Consider the following 23691-nt stretch of genomic DNA (forward strand, 5'->3'; position numbering starts at 1 on the left):
CGAGTGCCGGAAAGGCCGGCAGGTGCTAAAGCGCGTCCCCGAAGGCGCGCCGGCGGAGTTCCCGCCGCCGCTCCTCGGCGCCCGCCATCCGCGGATGCAGTTCCAGCGCGGCGTCGAAGCTGCGCAGCGCCCCCTCGGCATCGCCCGCGTCGAGCAGCAGCTCGGAAAGCTCCACCAGCGCGCCGAAATGCCGCGGCTCCAGCCGCAGCGCCTCCCGCAGGTCCTGCGCGGCGGCGATGCGGTTGCCGAGCGCAGCCAGCGCGCGCGCCCGCATCAGCCAGAGATCCGCCGCCTCCGGCTGCAGGGTGATCGCGGCGTCGAAATCCTCCAGCGCCTCGTCCGGCACGTTGTTCGACAGGTTGCGCAGGCCGCGGCGCATCAGCAGCCCGGCGGCCGGCGAGACCTCGCGCGCCCAGATCGCCCGGATCCGCGCCTCCACCAGCTGGCCGCCGATGCTGTCGGGCGCGTCGCGCAGCGCCTCGAACAGACGGTCCAGCTCGGCGGTCCGGGCGGCCGAGGGGTCGGGTCGGGTGCTGCCGGCGACAGGGGGCTGGCCGGGCGGCGTCCCGGACGGCGCCTGGGCGAATGCGGGCGTCGCGAGCAGCAGGACCGGCAGCACGAGGAAGCGGAGCATGCCCCAAGCCTTGGGCATGCGGGCGCTACGGTGCAAGGGGCGCCGCCCGCACGTGGCGGGCCGCGGCGAGCTGCGCCGGCTCCGGCCCGCCCGCCATCCAGTCCAGCAGTTCCACCGTGTGCACCGTCGGCATCGCGCCGCCGGCGAGCTGGGTGAGGCAGCCGATGTTGCCGGAGGCGATCAGGTCCGCCCGCGTGCGGTCCAGGTTGGCCAGCTTGCGGTCGCGCAGCTGTGCGCTGATCTCCGGCTGCAGCAGGTTGTAGGTGCCGGCGGAGCCGCAGCAGAGATGGCCCTCCACCGGCTCCTTCACCGCGAAGCCGGCGCGCTTCAGCAGGTCCTTCGGCGCGGCGGTGATCTTCTGCCCATGCTGCAGGCTGCACGCCGCATGGTAGGCGACGGTCAGCCCCGACGGCTCGCGCGTCGGCGCATAGCCGAACCTCACCAGCACCTCGGAGACATCCATCGCCAGCCCGGCCACCGCCTCGGCCTTCGCCGGCCACTCGCCGGGCTCGGCGCGGAACATGAATCCGTAATCCTTCACCGTGGTGCCGCAGCCCGAGGCGTTGATCACGATCGCGTCCAGCCCCGCGCCCGCCATCTCGGCGTGCCAGGCGGCGATGTTGGCGCGCGCCAGGCGCATCGCCGGATCGTGGTGGCCCATGTGATGGTCGAGGGCGCCGCAGCACCCCTGCCCCGATGTCACCACGACATCGAGCCCCATGCGCGTCAGCAGCCGGATCGTCGCCTCGTTGATCGAGGGGGCGAGCACCTGCTGCGCGCAGCCCGTCAGCAGCGCCACGCGGCCACGCCGCACGCCTTCGGCGCGATGGATGCCGGGCTTCTCCACCGGGCTCGGCGAGGGCACCGAGCCGGGTGCCAGTTTCAGCATGGCGCGCAGCCGCTCGGCCGTGATCGATCTGCCGGGGATCAGCCGCGCCAGCGGCTTGCCGAGGCCGCTGCCAAGCAGCGCCAGGCGGAACCGCCTGGGATAGGGCAGCAGGAAGGAGAGCAGGCGCCGCAGCGCGCGTTCGCTGCGCGGCCGTTCATAGGTCTCCTCGATGTGCCGCCGCGCATGATCGACCAGGTGCATGTAGTGCACGCCGGAGGGGCAGGTGGTCATGCAGGAGAGGCAGGAGAGGCAGCGGTCCACATGCTTCACCACCTCCGGCGTGGCCGGGCGGTCGTTCTCCAGCATGTCCTTGATCAGGTAGATGCGCCCGCGCGGCGAATCCAGCTCGTCGCCAAGCAGCACGAAGGTCGGGCAGGTCGCCGTGCAGAAGCCGCAATGGACGCAGGTGCGCAGGATCTTGTTGCTCTCCGCGGTATCCGGATCGCGGAGTTGGTCCTCGGTGAAGCTGGTCTGCATCGCTGGCCCTCCGGGCGGGAGATAGGGGGTGTCGCACCCCGGGGAAAGCGGCTGCAACGAAGCCGACACGCGGCGTTCACGCGGGATTCGCATCTCAATGCTAAAAGCGTGGCCCAACGGTTACCCGGGGCGCCGCCGCGCGACCCCGGACATGGCGCCGGCCGCGGCCGCACCACGGCGGCGGCCGGCGCCATAGTTGCTCAGCGCAGCCGGTCGCCGGTCCAGGCGCCCCAGCTGCGCCAGGCGCGGTAGCCCCAGAAGGCCGCGACCGCGACACCGCCCAGCGCGGCGAGCAGCGGGATCAGGCCGAAGGCCACGCCCAGCGCCAGGCCCGCCACATCCTCGGGGTCCTCCGGCACTGCCGGCACCTGGCCGAGGAACAGCGTGGCGATCGCGCCCAGCGTGCCGAACACCAGGCTGCCGAGCAGGAAGGCGACCAGCCCGACCAGCAGCGCATGGCCCGTCCGGCTCGGCATCGCGCCCTGCACCAGCCCGAGCAGCGCCGCCGGCACCGTCACCCCGAAGATGATCGACCACATCGCGGTCTCGGAGCCCCGCAGGCCGTAGGGCAGCACCGCCTCGCGCAGCACCAGCCAGGCCAGCAGGCCGAGCGGCAGGCCGATGATGATCCCGATCAGCAGCCCGGTGAGCCCGGCCAGGTTGGCGCCGCGTCGCCGGCGCTTCTCCCGGCGGCGGCGGTCATGGCCGCGGTGCCCGCGACGCCGGCGGCGCTCCTCGGAGGGCGTGTTACCCGCAGCGCCGCCCGGTGCCACGTCGCCGCTCATCGCCGCTGGTTCCCCTGGCCCGCGTGGCCGCGACGGAAGGGACCGCCCGGTTGAACGTTGCTCATGGCAAATGTCTGGCCGATTTCCATGCAGGCGGCCAGGGGAGGACGGCGCAGGACAGGGAATTTGCCCTCCGCCCGGTGAGGCTTTGTGGCAACAACGCGACCCGCTTGCCGCAATTATGCCTGAATTGCCCTGATCTCGCCTCACTTCGGCGTGACCTGCCTGCCGCCGCCGGTATACATCCTGTCCATACAACCATTGGTATGGATCAGGCAGTGCGATTTCGCGGAAACCTGTTCTTCCTGCTCGCCCTTCCCTCGCTGCTGGCCTGCAGTGCCGCACGGGCGGCGGATCCCGTGATGATGGCCGTGGCGACCTTCCCACGCCCGCGCCCGGTCGTACCGCAGCAGCTGCGATGGGATGCGCCGGAGGCGCTGGGCGTCTGGGGGCAAGCAGAGTTGCAGGACAGCGCGCCCGGCGGCCATACGCGCCTCGGCGGCGCCTCGGCCGGGCTGAACCTCATCTGGTCCTGCGACGATTTCGGCCTGGTCGTTTGCGGCGGGCTGCGGATTGCCAGCCGCCCGCATTTCAGCACCCGGCCCGCGGCCGCGACGGCGGAGGGCGGCACCGACCCGACGCTCCGCCTGGGCTTCGCGCAGGAGGCCGAACTCGACCTCCACCCGGGCGTGATCCTCCGGGTGCGCGCCGAGATCGGCAGCCTGATGGGCCTCGGACGCCGCGGGACGGGCGAGGGCGCAGTCGCGAAGGCACGGATGGGCGCGACGGTGGACATGCAGGCGCTCAATGCCGGGCTGCCGGTCCGCCTCGGGCTGTCGGTCTCGCTCGCGCGCAACCTCGCCCCCCCGGCGGGCGAGCGGCCGGACGGCTGCGACGGCGTGCTTGAGATCTCGATCGCCAGCTTCCCTCCGCTGCGCATCGCGGCGCCCTGCACGCCCGAGCCGGGCGCCACAAGGATCGGCTTCGGCGTCCGCCGGCGGTTCTGATCCGTGCAGGGCGATCCTGGCCTAGATGCCAGGCCGCATCCGCCCGGGATTGAACACCCCGGCCGGATCCAGCGCCGCCTTCACCCGCGCGGCGATGGCGGCGAGCGCCGGCGGCTCGTCCGGCAGCACGGCGACGGCGGCACGCAGCGGCTCCGGCGCGCGAAACAGGGTGAAGCTGCCGCGCCCGCCCTCGGCTGCCGCGACCACGGCAAGGTGCATCGCTTCCGTGGCTGGCCCGGCAATCCAGACCAGCCCGCCGCCCCAGTCGAGCAGCGCCCGCCCGCCCGCGGAAGCCGCCGCCGCGGCCACGCGTGCGCCCGCGCTCGGCCGGACGGAGACGCGCCAGACCGCTTCCTCCGGCGCCGCGCCGAGCGGCTGCGCATCGCGGATCGCGGCCCAGAGCGAGGTGGATTCCGCCGCATCCAGCACCCGCAGATCGCCGAACCGGGCGAGGTCCGCGGCCAGCCGGCCAGACCGATAGGCGACCGAGGCGGCAAAATCCTCGAGCCGCAGGAAGGCGACATGGTTGGCCGGCCCGTCCGGCCCTGCGAAGGCCGGGATCAGCGCCGCGCCGGTCACGCCGAACGGGCTGCCGAGCCCGGCCGAGAGCGCCTGCACCCCGGTGGCGATGTCGGGCACGCGGATGCCGATGCTCGCCGAGGTCTCGCCGGCCGGCAGCACCTTCAGCGTCACCTCGGTGATGACGCCGAGCGTGCCGTGGCTGCCAGTGAGCAGCTTGCAGAGGTCGAGCCCGGTGACGTTCTTCAGGACCCGCCCGCCGCTGCGCACCACCTCTCCTGCCCCGTTGACGAAGCGCAGCCCCAGCACGTGGTCGCGGATCGCGCCGGCGGTGATGCGGCGGGGGCCGGAGAGGTTGGCGGCGACGACGCCGCCGATGGTCGCCGGCTCGGTGCTATCGAACAGGGTACGCGTGTCCGGCGGTTCGGGGGCGAGCATCTGGCCCTTCTCGGCCAGCGCCGCCTCGATCTCCGGCAGCGTCGTGCCGGCGCGGGCGGAGAGCACCAGCTCGGTCGGGCGATACAGCGTAATGCCGGTGAGATTGCGCGTGGAGAGGGTGCGCGCGGCCTGCACCGGGCGCAGCATCGCCCGCTTGCTGCCGTTGCCCTCGACGGCCAGCGGCTCCTTCGCCGCGGCCGCGGCGGCGACGGCGGCGGCGAGGTCCTGTTCGGTCGCGGGGGCCAGCCGGTCGGTCATGCCGCTTCGGTCTGCAGCGGAAAGACCTTGTGCGGGTTGAGCAGCCAGCCCGGGTCGAAGGCGGTCTTGATGCGGCGCTGCTGGTCGAGCTCGTGGGGCAGGAACTGCACGCCCATCAGGTCGCGCTTCTCGACGCCGACGCCATGCTCCCCGGTGAGGCAGCCGCCGACCTCGACGCAGAGCGTCAGGATATCGGCGCCGAACTGCTCCGCCTTGCGGAAGCTCTCCGGATCGTTGGCGTCGAACATGATCAGCGGATGCAGGTTGCCGTCGCCGGCATGGAAGACGTTCGCCACCTGCAGCCCGTACTGCGCGCTCATCTCGCCGATGCGCTTCAGCACGCGCGGCAGTTCGCCGGTCGGGATGGTCCCGTCCATGCAGAGATAGTCGGGCGAGATCCGCCCCACCGCGCCGAAGGCCCCCTTGCGCCCCTTCCAGATCGCGGCACTCTCCTCCGCGCTGGTCGCGACCTTCAGGCTGATCGGGTCGAAGCGGCTGCAGATCTCCTTGATCTTCGTCAGCAGTTCGTCCTGTTCCTGCTCGCTGCCCTCGACCTCGATGATCAGCATCGCCTCGGCATCCAGCGGATAGCCGGCATGGGCGAAGGCCTCGCAGGCATGGATGCAGGGCTTGTCCATGAATTCCAGCGCGACCGGGATGATGCCGCTGCCGATGATCGCATCCACCGCCGCACCCGCGATCTCGGTCCCCTTGAAGGCGGCGAGCATGGCGCGCGCGCCTTCGGGGCCGCGCAGGATGCGGACCGTGACCTCGGTGACGATGCCGAGCATCCCCTCGCTGCCGGTCAGCAGGCCGAGCCAGTCATACCCCGCGGCATCGAGATGCGCCCCGCCGATCTCCACGATCTCGCCCTCGGGCGTGACCAGCTTCAGGCCGAGCAGGTTGTTGGCGGTGACGCCGTATTTCAGGCAATGCGCGCCGCCGGAGTTCATGTTGACGTTGCCGCCGATCATGCAGGCGAGCTGCGACGAGGGATCGGGCGCGTAGAAGAAGCCGTCCTGCTCCACCGCCTTGGTGATGCCGAGGTTGGTGACGCCGGCCTCCACCACCGCCAGGCGGTCGTCGAAGTCGATCTCCAGGATGCGGTTCATCCGCATCAGCCCGATCACCACCGCATCCTCGAGCGGCAGCGCACCGCCCGAGAGGGACGTGCCGGCGCCGCGCGGCACCACGCGGATGCCGTTGGCGTGGCAGTAGCGCATCACCGCCGCAACCTGCTCGGTCGTGCCCGGCAGCACCACGGCAAGCGGCGGCATCCGGTAGGCGGTCAGCCCGTCGGTCTCGTAGGGCTTGAGGCGCAGGGCCTCGCTGATCGTACCCTCGCCGGGGACGATGGTGCGCAGCGCGGCGACGATCTCGTCGCGGCGGGCGAGAACCTCGGGGCGGGGCTTGGGCAGGGCGATCATCGACGGCTGCTCCCGTGACGTCTCCGAAAGATGGGCGGGGCGCGGCGCGTGGGCAAGCCAATGCAAAGCGCCGCGCCGGGATGCCCGGCGCGGCGCGCACTGCCGAACCCTGAAAGGCCGGGCGTGACTGCCCGGCCGCTGACCTCAGCCCTGGCGGGCCTTGAGACGCGGGTTCTTCTTGTTCAGCACATAGACCCGGCCCCGGCGACGCACCAGGAAGCAGTTCTTGTCGCGGGTCTTCGCGGTCTTGAGCGAGTTGCGGATTTTCATCGGACCAGCCTTTCGAGGGGGGCGCAGATACGGGGCGGGGCCAGGGCTGTCAACCGCAGGGGCCCGCCCGCCGGCAACCCGGCGCGCCGACCGGCGCTGCTTCGGCACACGACCGAGGAGATGAATCATGCGCAGCGCGATGCTGGTCCTCGGGACCGCCGCCATCCTCGCCGCGCCCGTGGCGGCGCAGCCGGCGCGGGAGGTGGCGTTCTGCAACTCCCGCGACAGTGCGGAGCTTCTCATGCAGACCCGCGAGGGCCGGCCAATGCCGGAAGGCTGCCGGACCGCCACCGTGCGCCAGCTCGACACGCCGTCCGGCGCGCTCTGCGCCGTGGATATCGGCTCGGACCGCGAGGGGATCGCCGGCGCCGTCACGGAGGCGGTCGCCACCACCGAATGGTGGACACCCTGCGCGAACCTCCGCGCGCGCTGACCCAGGAGAAATGCCCATGAAGATCCTGCATCGCCGCAGCCTGCTGCTCGCCAGCGGCCTTCTCGCCGGCCTCGCCGTCGCCCGCGAGGGCAGCGCCCAGGGAAGCGGCCAGCAGGGCTGGCCCTCGCGGCCGATCCGGCTGGTGGTGCCCTTCCCCGCCGGCGGCACCACCGACATCCTCGCCCGCATCGTCGCCGAGCCGCTCGGCCAGCGCCTCGGGGAGCCGGTGGTGGTGGAGAACCGGGCCGGCGCCGGCGGCGGCATCGGCGCGGCGCAGGTGGCCAAGGCGGACGCGGACGGCCACACGCTGCTCATGACCACCATCGGCACCGCCGCCATCAACTACGGCCTCTACCGCAACCTGCCCTACAAGCCGGAGGAGTTGGCCGCCGTCTCCAACATCGCGGTGGTGCCGAACGTGATCGTCGCCCGCTCCGGCCTGAACGCCGGCACCCTGGCCGAGGCGGTGGCCCTGGCGAAGCAGGCGCGCCAGCCGCTGACCATCGCCAGTTCCGGCAATGGCACCAGCCTGCACCTGACCGGCGAGCTGCTGAAGCAGGCAGCCGGCATCGACCTCATCCACGTCCCCTTCCGCGGCTCCGCGCCGATGATCACGGAGATCCTGGCCGGGCGGGTGGACATGGCGGTGGACAACCTGCCTTCCTCCCTCCCGCATATCCGCGAAGGACGCATGAAGGCGCTGGCGGTGACGAGCGAGCAGCGCGTGCCGGCCCTGCCCAACGTGCCGACCACGCGCGAGGCCGGCTTCCCGCAGGTGGATGCCTCGGCCTGGTTCGGTATCCAGGCGCCCGCCCGCACGCCGCAGCCGGTGCTCGACAAGCTCGCACAGGAATTGCAGGCGGTGCTGCAGGATCCCGCCGTGCGGGAGAAGATCGCAGCCCAGGGCGGCGAGCCCGTGGGCGACTCCCCGCAGCAGTTCCAAGCCTTCATCGACCGCGAGATCGCCCGCTGGGACGAGGTGATCAAGCGGGGCAACGTGACGGTGGATTGAGCGGCAGGGCGGGGGTGCGGCGGCGCCCCTCGTTCCTTCCTTTCCGGACTTGCCGCCCCGCACAGCGCCAACGCCGTCCGGCAGGGGCGGATGCTTGTAGATGGCGGAAAGGGCGTGGCCAACCGTCGCGAAGGACGCCGGGTTCGGCTGCTCGATCCCGGCCTCGCCCGCGGCTGATCAGCCGTAGAGCAGCCGGTCCACCATCTCCCGCAGCGGCGTCGCGCCGTCGCGGGCGCGCAGAGCACCGGCGGCCGAGGCGAAGCGCATCGCGCGCTCCACCGGCTGGCCCTCGGCAATGGCCAGCGCATAGGCGCCGTGGAACACGTCGCCGGCGCCGGTGGTGTTGGTGGCCATCACCCGGAAGGCGGGCGTGCGCCGCGGCGTGGCATCCGCCGGCGTCATCCAGAGCGTGCCCTTCTCCCCCTGCGTCACCGCGGCCACCCTGCACCCCGCTGCGAGCGCCTGCCGCAGCGCCTCGGCCGGCTTCTTGCCGGGTGCGAAGTTCGCCAGCCCCGGCTCGGAGAACACGGCATGGTCCGCGCGCGGGATGAGGTCCCGCAGCAGCCGCGTCTCGCTCTTCTCGCCGTCGATCACCGTCGGGATGCCGCGTGCGCGGGCATGGTCCAGCGCGCGGGCGCTGCCTTCCGGCCAGCGCGGGTCACACAGGAAGGCGCGGGCGGTGTCGAGCCGGTGCAGCGGAAGCCAATCCGGGTCGGTGCCCAGGTTCTCGCCGCGGAAGGCGTAGATGCTGCGCTCCCCCGTCGGGTCCACCAGCACGGAGGAAACCGGGGTGCGGCCTTCGGGTGCCAGGCGGCATTGCGAGACGTCCACCCCCTGCTCGGCCAGTGCTTCCAACAGGGGAGGGCCGTTGTGGTCGTCGCCCACCCGCCCCCAGAAGACACAGTTGCCGCCGAGCCGGCTGACCGCAATCGAGGCGTTGGCCGCCAGCCCGCCCGGCCCGGTCGCATAGCCGCGGGCGCGGTTCTTCGAGGGCGGCTGGACGATGTCGTCAACCTGGAAGGTATGGTCCATGACGACGCTGCCGAGGCAGACGACGATCGGACGGAGGTCAGGAGCCATGCGCCGCAGGCTGCCCGCTCATGCTGCACCGCGGCAAGCGGAGATTGCCACGCCGGCATGGTTGGCCGCGCGGGTGTTGCATCTCGACCAGGAGGTTCTGGTGCTCGACAAGCCCGCCGGCCTGCCGGTCTCGGCCCGCACCGGCGAGAGCCTGGACGCCTGGCTGCCGGCGCTGCGCCTGGGCAAGCGGCGCGATCCCCAGCCGGCGCACCGGCTGGATGCCGACACCGCCGGCTGCCTGGTGCTCGGCCGCACCGCACCGATGCTGGCCCGGATCAATGCCCTGTTCGCCGCGCGCAAGGTCGGGAAGCTCTACTGGGCGGTGCTGCGCGGGGCACTCCGCGGCGAGGCTGGCGTGGTGGAGGCGCCGTTGCGCAAGGTCAGCACCGCCGCGCGCGGCTGGCGGATGGAGGTGCATCCGTCCGGCGACCCGGCCCGCACCGCCTGGCGCGTGCTGGGCCGCGCGCCCGGCCTCACCTGGGTGGAGCTGCGCCCCGAGACCGGCCGCACGCACCAGCTGCGCGTCCACTGCGCGCATCTCGGCGCGCCGATCCTCGGCGATGCGATGTATGGCGGCGGCGATGCGGGCGGGCTGCATCTGCTGGCTCGCGAGATCGCCCTGCCGCTCGATGCGGAGTTGCGCGTGACCGCACCGGTGCCGGAGCACATGCGCAAGGCCATCGCAGCGTGCGGCGGGATTGCGTGATCTCCGTCGGCCTATCTCGGGACGGATCCGCTGTCCGTGGGCGGAGCGCGGCGGTTCACCTCTGCGGCCGCCCCAGCAGCGGGCGTGGGAAGGCCGGGATCGGGCGGGGCCAGGGCTCCGCTCGCCCAGGGCCACGCCCGGAGCAGCGAAGTCACCGGTTCGCCGTCATCCGCCAGACCGTGTTCGACAGGTCGTCGGCGACGATGAGGGCGCCCCGCGGATCCACCGAGACGCCGACCGGCCGTCCGCGCGCATTGCCGTCGCCGGTCAGGAAGCCGGTCACGACGTCCACCGGCTCGCCGGCGGGCTGGCCGTCGCGGAACGGCACGAAGACCACCCGGTAGCCGACAGGCTCGTTGCGGTTCCAGCTCCCGTGCTCGCCGACGAAGACGCCCTCGGCGAATCGCGGGCCCATGGAAGGGCTCGAGAAGGCCAGGCCCAGCGCGGCGACATGCGACCCGAGCGCGTAGTCCGGGCGGATCGCCGCGGCGACCTTCTCCGGGTCCTGCGGCCGCACCCGCGTGTCCACGTTCTGGCCCCAATAGCTGTAGGGCCAGCCGTAGAAGCCGCCCTCGCGCACCGAGGTCAGGTAGTCCGGCACGAGGTTCGGGCCGATCTCGTCCCGCTCGTTCACGACGGCCCAGAGCCGGTCCGTGCCAGGCTGGATGGCCAGCGCAGTCGGGTTGCGCAGTCCGGTGGCGTAGGGCCGGTGTGCGCCCGTCTCCGCGTCGATCTCCCAGATCATGGCCCGGTTGACCTCGGCTTCCATCCCGCGTTCGGTGATGTTGCTGTTCGAACCGATGCCGACATACAGGAACCGGCCATCGGGGCTGGCGGCCAGCGACTTCGTCCAGTGATGGTTGATGGCGGAGGGCAGGTCCGTGACCGTCGTCGGCGGCCCGCTCGCCTCGGTCTGCCCGTCCCGGTACTCGAAGCGCACCAGCGCATCCTGGTTGGCGACGTAGAGCGCGCCGTTGACCAGGGCGAGGCCGTAGGGCGCGTTGAGGTTGTCGGCGAAGACGCCGCGGGTCTCGTAGGTGCCGTCGCCATCGGCGTCGCGCAGCAGCGTCAGCCGGTCGCCGCTGGGCACCGAGGTGTTGCCGAGACTCTTGATGTAGCCCGCGATGACATCCTTAGGGCGGAGAGCCGGCGCGCCGCCACCCCGACCCTCCGCCACCAGGATGTCGCCATTCGGCAGCACCAGCGTCTGGCGCGGAATCCGGAGATCCGTGGCGACGGCCTGGATGCTGTAGCCCGGTGGGACGGTCGGGAGATCGTTGCCCCAGTCGGCCGGCCGCGGGACCGTCATCGCGGGCAGCAGGCCGCGCTCCGGGGCGGGAAGCTGCGGGTCGGTGCCCCGCTGCTCCCCGACGGGCTGGTCGTCGCAGCCGGCGAGCGCCGCGGCCGCCACGGCAATCAGGAAGGCCGCGCGCATCAGACCGCTCCCCTGGAATGATAACCGGAGTAGCCCATCCAGGCCGCGACGAGCGCCAGCAGCGTCACGGCCGCCGACAGGTAGAGCGCCGCCGGCATGATCGCGAAGGCGTCCTTGGCGTGCACCAGGGCATTGACCAGGCCGAGCACCCACATGGCGAGCAGCACGACGAAGTAGATGGCCGCGCGCCCCCTCCGTCCCCTTCCGCTGCGGACCAGGTCGATCAGCGCCCAGAGCACGGCGAAGGCGCCGACGAGCAGCCCGCCGGCAATCAGCCACGATGCGAAATTGGCCCACTGCACCTGGAAGGTGTTCCAGTAGGCGAGATCACTGAGCAGCGCGCCCAGGAACAGCGGCAGCGGAAAGGCGAGCAGGATGGCGTGCAGCGGGTGCAGCGGCCTCAGCAGGGCTGGGGCGGAGGTGGCAGACACGGCGTGTCCTCTCGTTGCTCGGCGCGGCCGCGGCCGCAAGCGTGGCCGGCGTCCGTCAAAGATCCGGTGAGCCAACGAGGCCGCGAGCGGTAAGTTTCGGATGCTGCGCTTCGCCGCCCCGGGACCGGCCGCCGCACCGCTCCACCCCCCCCTTACCGGACCCGCAACTCCGCCCGTACCGCCGCCCCATCCGCGTCCAGCACCGTCACCCGGTAGAAGCCCGGCCCCGGCGGCGTCCAGGCCGTCTCGCGCCGCGCCCGCTCGGCCGGGATCGGCGCGCCGTCCACCAGGAACGTCAGCGGCCGGCGGCCACCGGCGGCCCGGATCGTCACGCGATCGGCCTCGGCCAGCACCGCGCCCGCCATCGGGAAGAGCAGCCGCAGCCGGTCGGCGGCCTCGGCAAACGGGGCGGGCGCGGCGCGGATGCGCAAGGGCTCACGCGGCGCCGCCGGCAGCAGCGCGAAGGCACGCGCCAGCACCGGCAGGGCCAGGTCGCGGCCGGTGGCGCCGGGAATCGGCGTGCCGTCCGGCCGGCCGATCCAAACCCCCACCACATGCCGCGCATCCAGCCCGAAGGCCCAGGCATCGCGCCCGCCCCAGGAGGTCCCGGTCTTCCACGCCACGCCGGCCGCCCCGCCACCGGGGAAGCGCTGCACCAGCACGCCCGCGGCCTCGGCGGCAGCCCGCGGCGCCAGCACCTGCGGGCGCTCGGCCGGCGGCCGCGCTTCGGTCAGCAGCGGCGCGGCGCGGCCCTCGTCGCCGAGCATGGCGTAGAGCGCCACCATCCCGCGCAGCGTCATCCCCGCGCCCCCCAGCGCCAGCGGCAGGGATGGCTCCGCCCCCGGCGGCAGGCGCGGCGGCGATCCGCTCGCCTTCAGCAGCGAGGCGAAGCGCAGCGGGCCCACCTCGTGCAGCAGCGCCACCGCCGGCAGGTTCAACGATTGCCGCAGCGCGTCCGCCGCGGTGACGCGCCCGGCGAAACCGCGGTCGAAATTCTCCGGCGCATAGGCGCCGAAGCGCAGCGGCAGGTCGGCCAGCACGCTCTCGGGCCGCACGACCCCCTGCTCGAAGGCCAGCGCATAGAGGAAGGGCTTCAGCGCCGAACCCGGCGAGCGCACCGCGCGCGTCAGGTCCAGCGCGCCGGCCCGCGCCTCGTCGCCGAAGGCGCCGCCGACCAGCGCCCGGGTCTCCCGCGTCTCGATGTCGGCGACGACCACGGCCAGGGATGCGCGGCCCGGCAACCCGGGCAGGGCCTCGGCGGCCAGGCGCTCGGCCGCGCGTTGCAGGTCGTGGTCGAGGGTGCTCGCGATCCGCGCGCCCGGCTGCGCATCCCGGGACACCTCGCGCGCCAGGTGCGGCGCCAGGCGCGGCATCGGTTGGCGCCGGGCCGGCACGCCGGCGGCCAGCGCCAGGGCGCGCTCGGCCTCCGTCACGCCGCCGGCGCCGGCGGCACGCGCCAGCAGCACCGCATCGCGCGCGCGCCGCGCGGCCTCGGCATGGCGGTCGGGGCGCAGCGCCTCCGGCCGGCGGGCGAGCGCGATCAGCAGCGCGGCTTCGGCGGCATCGAGCCTTGCCGGCGGCCGGCCGAACCAGGCAAGCGCGCCCGCGCGCAGCCCCTCCAGGTTGCCGCCCTGCGGCGCCAAGGTCAGCCAGATGCCGAGGATCTCGTCCTTGCTGAAACGCGCTTCCAACTGCAGCGCGCGGAACACCTCGATCGCCTTGCTGCGCAGCGTGCGCGGCCGCGGCTCCAGCAGCCGCGCCGCCTGCATGGTCAGCGTCGAGCCACCGGAGACGATCCTTCCGGCGCGGACCCATTGGACCGCGGCGCGGGCGAGCGCCAGCGGATCCACGCCGGGATGCGCGCGGAAGCGGCGGTCCTCGGCGGCGACCAGGATCTCGCGCAGATGCGCCGGCACATCGGCCGCATCGGTCCGCAGCCGCCAGACGCCGCCAGGGGCGGGCAGCGTCGAGAGCATGCGCCCCTCCCGGTCCAGCACCTCGATCCCCGCGGCCCGGTAGCGCGAGAGGTCGGGCGGGAAGAGGCGGTCGAGCCCCACCACCGCCGCGCCGAACAACGCGACGGCGGCGAGGACGATCGGGCCGCCGCGGCGCATCGCCCGATCGCTATTTCGGCGCCTGCCCGGCCTTCGGCGCCGGTGCCGGCGCGTTCCGCCGCGGCGCAGGCGGAGCGGCTGCCGGCACCGGCTCATCCGCCCCCAGCACCACAACCCGGGCAACGTTCTGCCGCGCGAAGACGCCGGGGCGGTACATGTCCTGCGCCTCCATCCCCGGCAGCTCGAAGCGGCCCGCCGTCACCGCCCGCACCCGCACGGCGAAGCGCGCCAGCGGCTGCTCCGGCGTCAGCGTGAGTGCGGCGGCGAAGCGGTCGTCGCGCGCCGGCATCGTCTCCGGCTCGCTCAGCGTCCCCAGCCAGGCCATCCCCTGCTGCTCGCCCGGCGGGAAGCGGCCGGTGATCTCCCAGCCGGCGGGCAGGCCCTGCATCACCATCGCCTGGTGGCGTTCGTTGGTGGTGGCGCGGGCTTCCAGCAACAGCACGAACTCCGTCCCCGCGCGCAGCGCATCGAGGTTCAGCGGCTGCCCGTCCGGCAGCAGGAAGCGGCGCGCGACGCGCATCCCCTGCGCCGCTGCCGGCAGCGGCGAGGTCGGCACGCCCGTCACCGAGACCGCCTGCACCACCGGCGCATCGCCCCGGTTGCGCGCGGAACCGGGCGCGGCCAGCGCCGCGCCGACCACCGCGGCCGTCGGCAGGTCGCGCCCGTCCAGCGTCACCCGCACCGGCCGCCCGTCACGCCCGAGCACGGAGGCCGCCGCCACCGCCCAGGCCTGTTCCTGCGTGCTGGTATTGCCCGGCGCGAAATCCGCGCTCGGCAGCCGCGCGAGCAGCCCCGGCAGCTGGTCCCCCGCGACACCGCTCTCGCGCAGCAGCACCGCCATCGCCAGCAGGTCGCGCGACGCGCTGCCGAAATCGACATGCCAGAACTCGCGGCTGGAGTTCGCCAGCGCCGCCGCGAACATCGTCTCCGCCCGCGCAGTGTCACCCGCCCGCGCGAAGGCGGCGGCCAGCTGCGCGCGCGAGAGTGGCGTCGGCATCTGGGAGAAATCCTCCGCCAGCCGCCGCGCCGCGCCCAGCCGGTTGCGCCCGGCCAGCGCCAGCACATGCAGGCGATAGGCCTGCAGCGCCCGCTGCTCCGGCCGGTCGTGGTTGCGCTCCAGCGCCTCCTCCGCGGCCTTCAGCGCCTCCTCCAGCGCCGCCTCCGGCACCGCCGCGCCGGCCGCGCGGGCGCGCAGCAGCGCCTCCGTGGCATAGAGGCTCGCCCAGTCCTGCGTGTCCCCCTCGGCGCTCCAATAGCCGAAGCGGCCGTCGAAGCGCTGGCGGTCCAGGATGGAGGCGATCGCCTGGCCGAGCGCCGCCGCATCCTCCTGCGCGGTGTCCGGGTTCTGCGGCGCGAACACCAGCGCCAGCGCACGGGACGCCGCCTGCTCCACGCAGTCCAGCGGGAAGCGCCGCAGCGCGGCGAGCAGCGCGCCGGGATCGTAGCGCACCGGCGCGCCCCAGGTCGCGCGCGCCTGCCATGTGCCGGGCAGGAAGCGATCGGATGGCAGCGGCACCGGCGCGGTCGCGCCCGGTGCGAGCGTGCTGATCGCCACCTCCGTCACCGCCGGCCGCGAGGAGCGCACGGTGATCCGCGCCTCGCGCTCGGTGCGGAAGCCGCCCGGCCCGGTGACGGCGAGATGCAGCACGCCCTCGCCGGCCACCGTCGCGCGCAGCATGGTGGCCGGCACCGCCCGCGCCCCGGTCGCCAGCGTCTGGGTGAGCCGCGCCGGCCCGGTGAGCTCGATGGCGCCGCTCGCCGTCAGCGTCGCCGCCAGCTCGCCCGGCGGCAGCTCGATGTTGTGCAGCAGCACCGGCACCCGCGCCTCGTCGCCGGGTGCCAGGAAGCGCGGCAGCAGCGCCTCGGCGATCACCGCCTCGCGCACCGTCATCGGCTTCGCCGCCGCGCCGATGCGGTTGCCCTCCCAGGCCACCACCATCAGCCGCAGCTCGCCCGCGAAATCCGGCAGGTCGAGCGGCACGCGCGCGACGCCGCTGGAATCGACCTCCACGGCGCCGGAGAACAGCGCCACCACGCGCTGCGGGATCTCCAGCATCGCCGCGCCGTCCATCCCGTCGCCGCCCTGCCGCAGCACCGCCGCCTCGCCCTCCGCCGGGCCGATCAGCCGCCCGTAATCGTCGCGGATGTCGAGGCCGAGCCGCCGCCGCGCCAGGAAATGCGCCACCGGATCGGGCGAGCGGAAATTCGTCAGCCGCAGGATGCCCTCATCCACCGCCGCCAGCGTCAGCCTCGCGCTGCCGCCGGCCACGCCGGCAAGCCGCACCGGCACCTCCACCCTGGTCCGTGGCCGCGCCAGGTCCGGCGCCTCGATCGCCACGTCGAGCCGCCGCGCCGCCGGATCGAGCCCGATCCAGGCCAGCCCGAGCGCCCGCGCCGGCCGTCCCGCGGGCGACTGCCCGGCACGGAACACCGTCACCGCCACATGCGCGCCCGGCCCCCAGGCCGCGTCCACCGGCACCTCGATCTCCGCGCCGGCTTCCGGCACCTCCACCTCGCGGAGTCCGAGAAGCCGGTCCGTCAGCACCGCGACCGTTGCCCGCCCCGCGAAGGGCGGCGTGATCCGCACCCGGGCAACCTCGCCCGCGCGATAGCCGCGCTCCGCGGTGGCGAGGTCGACGCGGTCCGGCACTTCCGGCGCCTCCGCCCCCGCCCAGCCGGCGCGGAACCGGTAGGACGCGATGGCCAGCCCGTTCGGCTCGCTCACCTCGATCCGGTAGCGCCCGAAGGGCAGCGTGCGCGCGAAGCGGCCGGGCTGCCCCGGCGCGACCTCGATCGTCGTGCTGTCCACCGGCTCGTCCCGCCACACCGTCTCGTAGCGCGCGATGCGCTCGCGCAGCACGATCCGCCAGTCCGGCCGCTCCCGCACCAGGCGCAGGCGTAGCGTGGCAGGGATGGCCGCGCCCTCCGGGCTCACCGCCGCGACCTCGAAGGCGGCTTCCGCATTCGCATCCACCGCGCCGCCCTGGAAGGCCGGGCGGATCGCCAGCAGCGTGCCGCCGGCGCGCACCGGCAGCGCGAAGCGCGTGCCGCTCGTCCGCCCGCCCGGCTCGTCCAGCATCACCGCGACTTCCGCCTTCACCGGCCGCGTCGAATCCGGCGCGCGCGGCAGGTTCAGGGTGAGCGTGGTGCGCCCCTGCGCGTCCGTCTCCGGGATCTCGAAGGTCTGCAGGTCCGGCGAGAAGGACTCGTCCGCCAGTCCGAAATGCCAGCCGCGCCACGCCTCGAAGGGCTCGGGGTCGAGCACCAGGCGCAGCTCCGCCATCCCGCTCAGACCCGCACCCGGCGCGCCGTAGAGGAAGCGCGCCGTCACCGGCACCTCCACCGCCCGGCCGCCGACCAGCGCCGGCGGCAGCGGCCCCGCGGCCACCTCCAGCCGCTCCGGCACGAAGGCGTCCACCCGGAAGGTCGCGCTGCCGATCGGCGGCGCGTCGGGGTCCGCCAGCACCTCCACCGTCCAGGCTCCCACCGGCGCGCCCGCCGAGAGCGTCACCGGCACGATGATCGCCGCGCCCTCCAGCCGCGCCGGCACGCCCTGCCAGAACACCTGCCCGTTCGGCCGCCTGACGCGCAGCCGCGCCGGGATCTCCGCCGGCTGCCCCGCCGCATCGCGCAGCAGCGCCGAGACGTTCACCGTCTCCCCCGGCCGGTAGATGCCGCGGTCCAGCCAGACGAAGGCATCGAGCGGCCCCGGATGCGGCCGCCCCGCCGCCCCGCGATCCGAGAGATCGAAGGCCGCCGATTGCAGATCGAGCGCCGCGAAATCCTCGTCGCCGGCGAAGGCGTGCAGCGCGACGGGCGCCAGCGGCCCCTCGCCCCGCAGCAGCGCCGCGTTGAAGCGCACCAGCCCATCGGCCCCGCTCACCGCCTCGGCCAGGATGTCGTTGTTGCGCGCCAGCAGCGCGACCCGCACCCCGGGCTTAGGCGCCGCATCCGAGAAGCCCCGCACCTGCGCCGCCAGCCCGCCGGCCCCACGCCAGGCGGTGATGCCGAGATCCGTCACCAGCACCGCCACCGCGCTTTCCGCCCGGTAGCGCCCGCGCGCGCCATCGGCCGGCACGGCGTGCAGCACGTACATCCCCGGCCCCGCCGTCAGCAGCGCCTCGGGCAGCGGCAGGGCGTGGCGCGTCAGCCGGTTCGGCTCGGCCTCGGGCAGCGCGACGCGGCCTTCCCAGACCAGCCGGCCAGTCTCCTCGGCGAGGCCGCTGGCGAGCCAGCTTTCCATCTGCTCGCCCGGCCGCCAGTCCCGCGTCAGGTTCACCAGGTTGCGCTCGGTCACGCGCGCCACGCGCAGCGCCATCTGCGTGACGTTCACCGTCGCCACGCCGAGCCGCGGCTGCTGCCCGCGCGGCAGGATGAAGCTGCGGCTATCGAAGACGATGCGCGGCCCGCGATTGGGCATCGCCACGTTGAAGGTGGCGTCGCGCATCACGCGCAGCCCGTCCTCGCCCGGCATCCCGGCGCGCAGCGTCAGCCGCGTCCGCTCGCCCCAGGGCAGGCCGGCGACGCAAATCGCATCGCCCTCCTTCGTCACCGCCATCCCCGGCAGGGCGGGATCGGCGGTGATCCAGTCGCCCGGCTGCCAATCGCCCCGCCGCGCGGGCGGCGAGGTGAAGGTGAGGCAGGCGCGCGCCGGCTCGGCATCCGGCTCGGTGCGGAGCTGGCGGACCAGCAGCCCGGCCTGGCGGCGGGCGGCGGCCAGCGCCTCGCGGTGCTGCGCCTGGTCCGGCGCGCGCTCCACCACCGCCTCCAGCGCCACGATCTGCCACATCGGCTGGTCGAGCACGCGCAGCGCCTCGGCCATCAGCAGCAGCGGCGGGATCTCGGGCGGGCCGCCGGGCACCAGCATGAAGGCGCGGTAGGCCGCCTGCAGCGCGCGCGTCGCCTCCGGCGGGCTGCGGCGAAGCTGCGCCTCGGCCAGCGCGAGCCAATGATCGGCACTGGCCTGTCCGCCACCGATCCGCTCCTCCCAGGCCGCCGCGGCCGCGGCCCAGTCCTTGCGCTGCTCGGCGCTCCGGGCACGCGCCTCGGCCTGGCTGCGCTGCTGCGGCGTCGCGCCGGCGGGGACGCGGCGGGTCAGCGCCGTCTCGTAGCCGAAGGCGTCGCGATCCAGCCCCGGGATCTCGACCGCCGGCGCGGGCGCGGCCAGGCCGAGGCCGAACAGCAGGACGAACAGCGACACGACCCGGCGCAGCATGGCCGATCTCTCCCGTTTCGCACGCAGCATGGCACGAGACTGCGCCGCCTGCATCAAGCCAAGCCTACCCGCGATGCCCCGAAACATCCGCACCGATATCCCGCGGCAGGCGCAGGATCGAGGGCAGCGAAACCAGCATCACCGCCGCGGCGACCAGGAAGCCGATGGCGAATTCCACCTGGCCCGGCGCCGCCGCCCCGGTGACGAGCACCGCCGCCTCCAGGCTCAGCGATCCCAGCACCACGCCGAGCGCCAGCCCCAGCTGCTGCGCGGTGCCCGACATGGCGGTGGCCGGCGCCAGCTTCGCCTGCGGCACATCGGCGAAGGAGAGCGTCGCCATCGAGGTGAATTGCAGCGCCCGCGTCACGCCGCCGATCGCCAGCACGGCGAAGATCAGCCAGGCCGGCCAGCCCGGGGTGAAGGCCGCGCAGAGCCCGAGGAAGCCCACCGCAAGCAGCCCGTTGACGAGCAGCACGTTGCGGAACCCCCAGCGCTTCAGCGCCGGCCGCACCAGCGGCTTCATCGCGAAGGCGCCGAGCGCGGTGGCGAAGGTGACCATGCCGCTGGCGCTCGCCGAATAGCCGAACACCAGCTGCAGCATCAGCGGCAGCAGGAAGGGCAGCGCCGCCGCCCCCACCCGGAACAGCGAGCCGGCGCCCATGTAGATGCCGAAGCTCGGCAGCTTCATCAGCGAGAGGTCCACCGCCGGCCGCCGCGCGGCGCGCGAATGGCGCACCGCGAAGACGAAGCAGGCGAGCCCCGCCACCAGCATCGCGGGCGCGAACCAGCGGGGCGCGATCGGCCGCCCGACCGTCTCCAGCCCCGCCATGACGAAGGCGATGGCGAGGCCCCAGAGGGTCAGGCCGCCCTTGTCGAGCGGCCCGGGATCCTGCTTCTCGACCTCCGGGATAAAGCGCCAGACCAGCATCAGGCCGAGCGCGCCGACCGGGATGTTCAGCCAGAACACCGCCCGCCAGGAGAAGGCGTCCGTCAGCAGGCCGCCGACCGGCGGGCCGAAAACCGGGCCGAGCAGCCCGGGCATGGTCAGCCAGGTCATCGCCGTGATCAGCTCCTCCTTGCGCACGCGGCGCAGCAGCAGCAGGCGGCCGACCGGCACCATCATCGCCCCGCCGACGCCCTGCAGCACGCGGGCGGCGACCAGCGATTGCAGCCCCTGCGACAGGCCGACCAGCGCCGAGGCGGTGGTGAAGACCACGATCGCCAGCATGAACACCCGCCGCGCCCCGAAGCGGTCCGCCACCCAGCCGGAGACCGGGATGAAGACGCAGAGCGAGACCAGGTAGGAGGTGATGGCGACCGACAGATGCACCGGATCCACGCCGAGGTCGCGCGCCATCGCCGGCAGCACGGTGGCGACCACGGCGGAGTCCAGGTTCTGCATGAACAGCGCGCTCGCGACGATGATCGCCACGATGCGCGGATCCTTGGCCGTCACGCCGCCGCCATCTCGCGCAGCCGCGCCCGCTGGACCTTGCGGCCATTCGGCCCGTCGGTGGTGGGGAACTCCGCCAGCGCGATCAGCCGCGCCGGCACCTTGAAGCGGGCGAGCTGTGCGGCGCAGGTGGCGAGGATCGCCGCCTCGTCATAGCCGGCCCCCGGGATGACGAAGGCGACCGCCCTGCCCTCATGCGCCACCACCTGCGCCGCGGTCAGGCCGGGCTGCGCGAGGAGGAAGGATTCGATCTCCTCCGGCGCCACCAGGAAGCCACCGAGCCGCAGCGCATCGCCCGCACGGGTGGCGAAGTCGAAGCCGCGCCCATCCGGCTGCGCAGCCGCGAGGTCGCCGCTGCGGAACCAGCCATCCGGCGTGCGGGCGCGCGCCGTCGCCGCCTCGTCGCCGAGGTAGCGGTCGAACAGCGAGGGTCCGCGCAGCAGCAGCTCGCCATCCCCGGCGATGGCGAAGCCGGCGTCCGGGCTGGCGGGAATGCCGCCGCCGATCGCGGCATGCGGCCCGGCGGGGTCCTGCAGCGCGAACAGCGCCTGCGCCTCCGAACTGCCGTACACGGCGCGCGCGGCGAGGTTCAGCCGGGCGGAGGCTTCCATCACCTGCTCGGCCTTGCCGTGGAAATTGGCGAAGCCGGTGAAGGCGAACGGCGCGTAGGGCCGCCCGGCCGCCGCCTCGGCCAGCATCAGCAGCAGGTCGTCGCCGCCGACCAGATGCGTGATGCCGGCGCGCCGGATCAGCGCATCGGCCTCCGCCGCATCGAAGCGCTCCATCGGATGGATCGCGGCGCCGCCGGCCAGCGCCGCCATCGCCGCCGCCAGCCCGAAGGTTCCGCAAAGCGGCACGGCGGCGAGGAAGGCGGCGCCCGGTGCACCCGTCCCGATCCGCGCCGCCACATCGGCCGCGTGGCGCGCGATGCTGCGCTGGCGATGCAGCACCAGCTTCGGCCCCGCGGTGGTGCCGGAGGTCGTGAAGGTGAGGCACTCGGCCTCCGGCGCCGCGTCGTCCGGCGCCTCGGCGCCGGCATCCAGCGCGCCGAGCGGCAGCACCGGCAGGCCGGCGAGGCTGCCCTCCCCCATCCCGTCCACGCCGATCGCAAACCGCAGCGAGCCGCGTGCCGCGCCCGGCACCGCGCCCAGCACCGCCGCGGCGTCCACCGCCGCGAAATCCCGCGCCACCGCGATCGCCCTCGGTTTCGCCCGCTCCAGCAGCGGCCCTAGCTCCGCCGCGCGGAACCGCGTGTTGAGCAGCACCGCGCAGGCGCCGCGCCGGGCGAGCGCCAGCAGCAGCAGCAACATCCCCGGCCGGTTCGGCAGGAACAGCGCCACCCGGTCGCCCGGCCCGATCCCCTGCCGGGCCAGCCCGCCCGCGATCCGTCGCGCCGCGGCGGCGACCTCCGCCCAGCGCAACCCGGGCAGCGCCGGGGCCTCCGGGCAGCGCGCGGCGGTGGTTTCGAGCAGGTCGGAGAGCGTGCCGGGCGGCGCCATGTGCCCGGCCATCATGGGCCGGGCTCAGCGCCGCCGCCAGACCTCGACCTCGTACGACCCATCTTGGACCGTTGCGAACAGCGCATAGCCCCGCGCCAGCGCTGCCTCGATGGCCGCCCGCGCCTCGGGCCGGATCAGCGGCCAGAAAGCGGGCGCCACCACGATCACGCCCGGCGGCAGCGCCAGCACGCGGGCAAGCTCGGCATCCACGTCCTCGCCGGTGACACCCGCGAAACGGCCGGCCAGGTGCGCGGGAAAGGCGAGGCGCGTCGGCGGAGGCTCGCCGGCCAGCACATAGGGGGTGACGTGCCAGTTGGCGACGAACAGGGCCTCGCCCGGACGCAGCGCCTCGGCGGCCAGCGCGGCGACCTGCCGCACCGGATCGGTGCCGCGCAGCCCCAGCCCATGGGCGAGCCGCGGCATCACCGTGTCCACGACCGGCATGGCAGCGAGCAGCGCAACGCCGAGCGCGAAGGCGCGCGCCGCGAAGGGCGGGCGGATGGCGATGCGGGCGAGCGCCGTCAGCCCGAGCACCGCAAGCACCGAGAGCGGCGCCATCAGGATCAGGAAGTAGTGGAGGTAGAATTTCCAGGGTGCCGCCACGGCCAGCGCCGCGCCCACCAGCCAGGGCAGCAGCAGCAGCCCCGCGCGCCGGATGCCCGCATCGCCCGCCAGCACGCCGAGTGCCGCCAGGGCCAGCCAGCCGAGATGCGGCAGCGCGCCGAACAGCCCCTGTCGCAGCCCCGGCCAATAGCCATCGGTGTCGGCATAGCGCAGCGGCGCGAACAGGTTGCCCTCCAGCCAGGCATCGATCTCGCCGCCCGCCCAGTATCCGGCGGCGACCCCGAGGCTCGGCAGGGCGGCGCCGAGGGCGAAGGCGGCCGCGAGCAGCGGGATACGGCCCGGCGCCAGCCGCCCGGCCGCCAGCGCCGCGCCGCACATGGTCAGCCACAGCGCGGAAGTCTCGATCGCCGTCACCTGCTTGATGAAAAGCGCGAAGCCGGCCGCGAGCCCGGCTGCCAGCACCATGCCAGCCCGCGGCGGGGCGGCGGAGAGCGCCTCCCGCAGCAGCAGCAAGGCGGCGAGCACCACGAAGGGGGCGAAGAGCACCTCCGTATTGGTCGCGAGCCCGCCGAGGACGATGGTATGCGCGATGTAGAGCAGGCCAGCCCCGAGCGCCGCCGCCGGCGGCGCGCCGAGCAGCCGCGCCAGCGCACGCAGCCCGCATGCCGTGGCGGTCACCGCCAGCACGCCGGTGAGACGCAGCGCGATCACCGGCTCCGGCACCAGCGCATGCACCAGGGCGATCAGCGCGGGGGCGCCGGGTGGGTGCATGTCCCAGATCGCGAGATAGGGCCAGCCGCCCTGCAGCCAGGTCACGGCCTGCAGCAGATAGAGGCCTTCGTCCGGGTCGATCAGAGCGGCGGTGAAAGACAGCGCGCGCAACAGCAACGCGACAGCGAGGAACAGCCCCGCGGCCCCGAGCGCACGCACCCACCCCCTGGCGGCTTGGCGCTGGCTGGTGGCCTGCGCCGTGCCGTCCCGAGCACCGAAGATACCGGTCCCACTCACGGGCGGTCGAACGCCTCGAAACCGAATCGGTTGGCGT

General features: G+C 74.1%; 18 protein-coding genes. 4 read left to right on the top strand and 14 right to left on the bottom strand.

The annotated features are described in order from the left end of the window. Positions 1-25 precede the first annotated feature (25 nt). From ACESM1_RS20040 to ACESM1_RS20050, 3 genes are all read right to left on the bottom strand, one after another. Positions 26-634 (bottom strand): tetratricopeptide repeat protein, encoded by a 609-nt coding sequence (locus tag ACESM1_RS20040; RefSeq protein WP_372622978.1) that lies wholly within the window; start codon positions 632-634, stop codon positions 26-28. A 25-nt stretch (positions 635-659) separates the two neighbouring features. Continuing rightward, a complete protein-coding gene (glcF, locus tag ACESM1_RS20045) occupies positions 660-2000 on the bottom strand; it encodes a glycolate oxidase subunit GlcF (RefSeq protein ID WP_372622979.1) in 1341 nt (446 codons plus the stop codon). A 200-nt stretch (positions 2001-2200) separates the two neighbouring features. Beyond that, positions 2201-2785, bottom strand: a complete 585-nt coding sequence (locus tag ACESM1_RS20050; RefSeq protein ID WP_372622980.1) for a hypothetical protein — start codon at positions 2783-2785, stop codon at positions 2201-2203. A 278-nt stretch (positions 2786-3063) separates the two neighbouring features. On the opposite strand from ACESM1_RS20050, the gene ACESM1_RS20055 reads away from it, so the two are divergent. Beyond that, positions 3064-3792: a hypothetical protein gene (locus ACESM1_RS20055; protein WP_372622981.1), complete on the top strand. Its 729-nt coding sequence runs from the start codon at positions 3064-3066 to the stop codon at positions 3790-3792. Positions 3793-3813: 21 nt separating this feature from the next. On the opposite strand, the gene glcE is transcribed toward ACESM1_RS20055, so the two are convergent. The 3 genes from glcE to ykgO all read right to left on the bottom strand — a co-directional run bounded on the left by glcE (position 3814) and on the right by ykgO (position 6704). After that, positions 3814-5007 carry a glycolate oxidase subunit GlcE gene (gene glcE, locus ACESM1_RS20060; protein ID WP_372622982.1) on the bottom strand — a complete coding sequence of 398 codons (1194 nt, stop codon included), beginning with the start codon at positions 5005-5007 and terminating at the stop codon, positions 3814-3816. Next, positions 5004-6434, bottom strand: a complete 1431-nt coding sequence (locus tag ACESM1_RS20065) for an FAD-linked oxidase C-terminal domain-containing protein (RefSeq protein ID WP_372622983.1) — start codon at positions 6432-6434, stop codon at positions 5004-5006. The genes glcE and ACESM1_RS20065 overlap by 4 nt, the downstream gene beginning before the upstream one ends. Before the next feature lie 144 nt (positions 6435-6578). Further along, on the bottom strand, positions 6579-6704 hold the full coding sequence (gene ykgO / locus ACESM1_RS20070; protein WP_109872693.1) for a type B 50S ribosomal protein L36: 126 nt from the start codon (positions 6702-6704) through the stop codon (positions 6579-6581). Positions 6705-6831: 127 nt separating this feature from the next. On the opposite strand from ykgO, the gene ACESM1_RS20075 reads away from it, so the two are divergent. After that, positions 6832-7137, top strand: coding sequence for a hypothetical protein (locus tag ACESM1_RS20075; protein WP_372622984.1), 306 nt, complete (start codon positions 6832-6834; stop codon positions 7135-7137). A 16-nt stretch (positions 7138-7153) separates the two neighbouring features. After that, positions 7154-8149, top strand: a complete 996-nt coding sequence (locus ACESM1_RS20080; RefSeq protein WP_372622985.1) for a Bug family tripartite tricarboxylate transporter substrate binding protein — start codon at positions 7154-7156, stop codon at positions 8147-8149. A gap of 177 nt (positions 8150-8326) precedes the next feature. On the opposite strand, the gene ACESM1_RS20085 is transcribed toward ACESM1_RS20080, so the two are convergent. Then, positions 8327-9229 (bottom strand): PfkB family carbohydrate kinase, encoded by a 903-nt coding sequence (locus tag ACESM1_RS20085; protein ID WP_372622986.1) that lies wholly within the window; start codon positions 9227-9229, stop codon positions 8327-8329. 100 nt (positions 9230-9329) lie between these two features. On the opposite strand from ACESM1_RS20085, the gene ACESM1_RS20090 reads away from it, so the two are divergent. Continuing rightward, positions 9330-9935, top strand: coding sequence for an RluA family pseudouridine synthase (locus ACESM1_RS20090; protein WP_372622987.1), 606 nt, complete (start codon positions 9330-9332; stop codon positions 9933-9935). Between the two features lie 151 nt (positions 9936-10086). Here ACESM1_RS20090 and ACESM1_RS20095 read toward each other — a convergent pair whose 3' ends face one another. The 7 genes from ACESM1_RS20095 to ACESM1_RS20125 all read right to left on the bottom strand — a co-directional run bounded on the left by ACESM1_RS20095 (position 10087) and on the right by ACESM1_RS20125 (position 23654). Continuing rightward, positions 10087-11370: a PQQ-dependent sugar dehydrogenase gene (locus ACESM1_RS20095; protein ID WP_372622988.1), complete on the bottom strand. Its 1284-nt coding sequence runs from the start codon at positions 11368-11370 to the stop codon at positions 10087-10089. Then, entirely contained in the window at positions 11370-11801 is a 432-nt protein-coding gene (locus tag ACESM1_RS20100; RefSeq protein WP_372622989.1) for a DUF2231 domain-containing protein, read from the bottom strand. The genes ACESM1_RS20095 and ACESM1_RS20100 overlap by 1 nt, the downstream gene beginning before the upstream one ends. A 152-nt stretch (positions 11802-11953) precedes the next feature. Then, entirely contained in the window at positions 11954-13915 is a 1962-nt protein-coding gene (gene pbpC / locus ACESM1_RS20105; protein ID WP_372622990.1) for a penicillin-binding protein 1C, read from the bottom strand. A 10-nt stretch (positions 13916-13925) separates the two neighbouring features. Continuing rightward, positions 13926-19130, bottom strand: a complete 5205-nt coding sequence (locus ACESM1_RS20110) for an alpha-2-macroglobulin family protein (RefSeq protein ID WP_372622991.1) — start codon at positions 19128-19130, stop codon at positions 13926-13928. Positions 19131-19194: 64 nt separating this feature from the next. Then, positions 19195-20586: an MFS transporter gene (locus ACESM1_RS20115; protein ID WP_372622992.1), complete on the bottom strand. Its 1392-nt coding sequence runs from the start codon at positions 20584-20586 to the stop codon at positions 19195-19197. Continuing rightward, a complete protein-coding gene (locus tag ACESM1_RS20120) occupies positions 20583-22097 on the bottom strand; it encodes an AMP-binding protein (protein ID WP_372622993.1) in 1515 nt (504 codons plus the stop codon). The genes ACESM1_RS20115 and ACESM1_RS20120 overlap by 4 nt, the downstream gene beginning before the upstream one ends. 9 nt (positions 22098-22106) lie before the next feature. After that, positions 22107-23654: a glycosyltransferase family 39 protein gene (locus ACESM1_RS20125; RefSeq protein ID WP_372622994.1), complete on the bottom strand. Its 1548-nt coding sequence runs from the start codon at positions 23652-23654 to the stop codon at positions 22107-22109. Positions 23655-23691 lie beyond the last annotated feature (37 nt).

This window comes from Falsiroseomonas sp. (assembly GCF_041690465.1).
Lineage (GTDB): Bacteria > Pseudomonadota > Alphaproteobacteria > Acetobacterales > Acetobacteraceae > Falsiroseomonas.

Coding starts and splice junctions, on each gene's coding strand:
- ACESM1_RS20040 (WP_372622978.1), bottom strand. CDS start 634: ATGCTCCGCTTCCTCGTGCTGCCGGTCCTGCTGCTCGCGACGCCCGCA.
- glcF (WP_372622979.1), bottom strand. CDS start 2,000: ATGCAGACCAGCTTCACCGAGGACCAACTCCGCGATCCGGATACCGCG.
- ACESM1_RS20050 (WP_372622980.1), bottom strand. CDS start 2,785: ATGAGCGGCGACGTGGCACCGGGCGGCGCTGCGGGTAACACGCCCTCC.
- glcE (WP_372622982.1), bottom strand. CDS start 5,007: ATGACCGACCGGCTGGCCCCCGCGACCGAACAGGACCTCGCCGCCGCC.
- ACESM1_RS20065 (WP_372622983.1), bottom strand. CDS start 6,434: ATGATCGCCCTGCCCAAGCCCCGCCCCGAGGTTCTCGCCCGCCGCGAC.
- ykgO (WP_109872693.1), bottom strand. CDS start 6,704: ATGAAAATCCGCAACTCGCTCAAGACCGCGAAGACCCGCGACAAGAAC.
- ACESM1_RS20075 (WP_372622984.1), top strand. CDS start 6,832: ATGCGCAGCGCGATGCTGGTCCTCGGGACCGCCGCCATCCTCGCCGCG.
- ACESM1_RS20080 (WP_372622985.1), top strand. CDS start 7,154: ATGAAGATCCTGCATCGCCGCAGCCTGCTGCTCGCCAGCGGCCTTCTC.
- ACESM1_RS20085 (WP_372622986.1), bottom strand. CDS start 9,229: ATGGCTCCTGACCTCCGTCCGATCGTCGTCTGCCTCGGCAGCGTCGTC.
- ACESM1_RS20095 (WP_372622988.1), bottom strand. CDS start 11,370: ATGCGCGCGGCCTTCCTGATTGCCGTGGCGGCCGCGGCGCTCGCCGGC.
- pbpC (WP_372622990.1), bottom strand. CDS start 13,915: ATGCGCCGCGGCGGCCCGATCGTCCTCGCCGCCGTCGCGTTGTTCGGC.
- ACESM1_RS20110 (WP_372622991.1), bottom strand. CDS start 19,130: ATGCTGCGCCGGGTCGTGTCGCTGTTCGTCCTGCTGTTCGGCCTCGGC.
- ACESM1_RS20120 (WP_372622993.1), bottom strand. CDS start 22,097: ATGATGGCCGGGCACATGGCGCCGCCCGGCACGCTCTCCGACCTGCTC.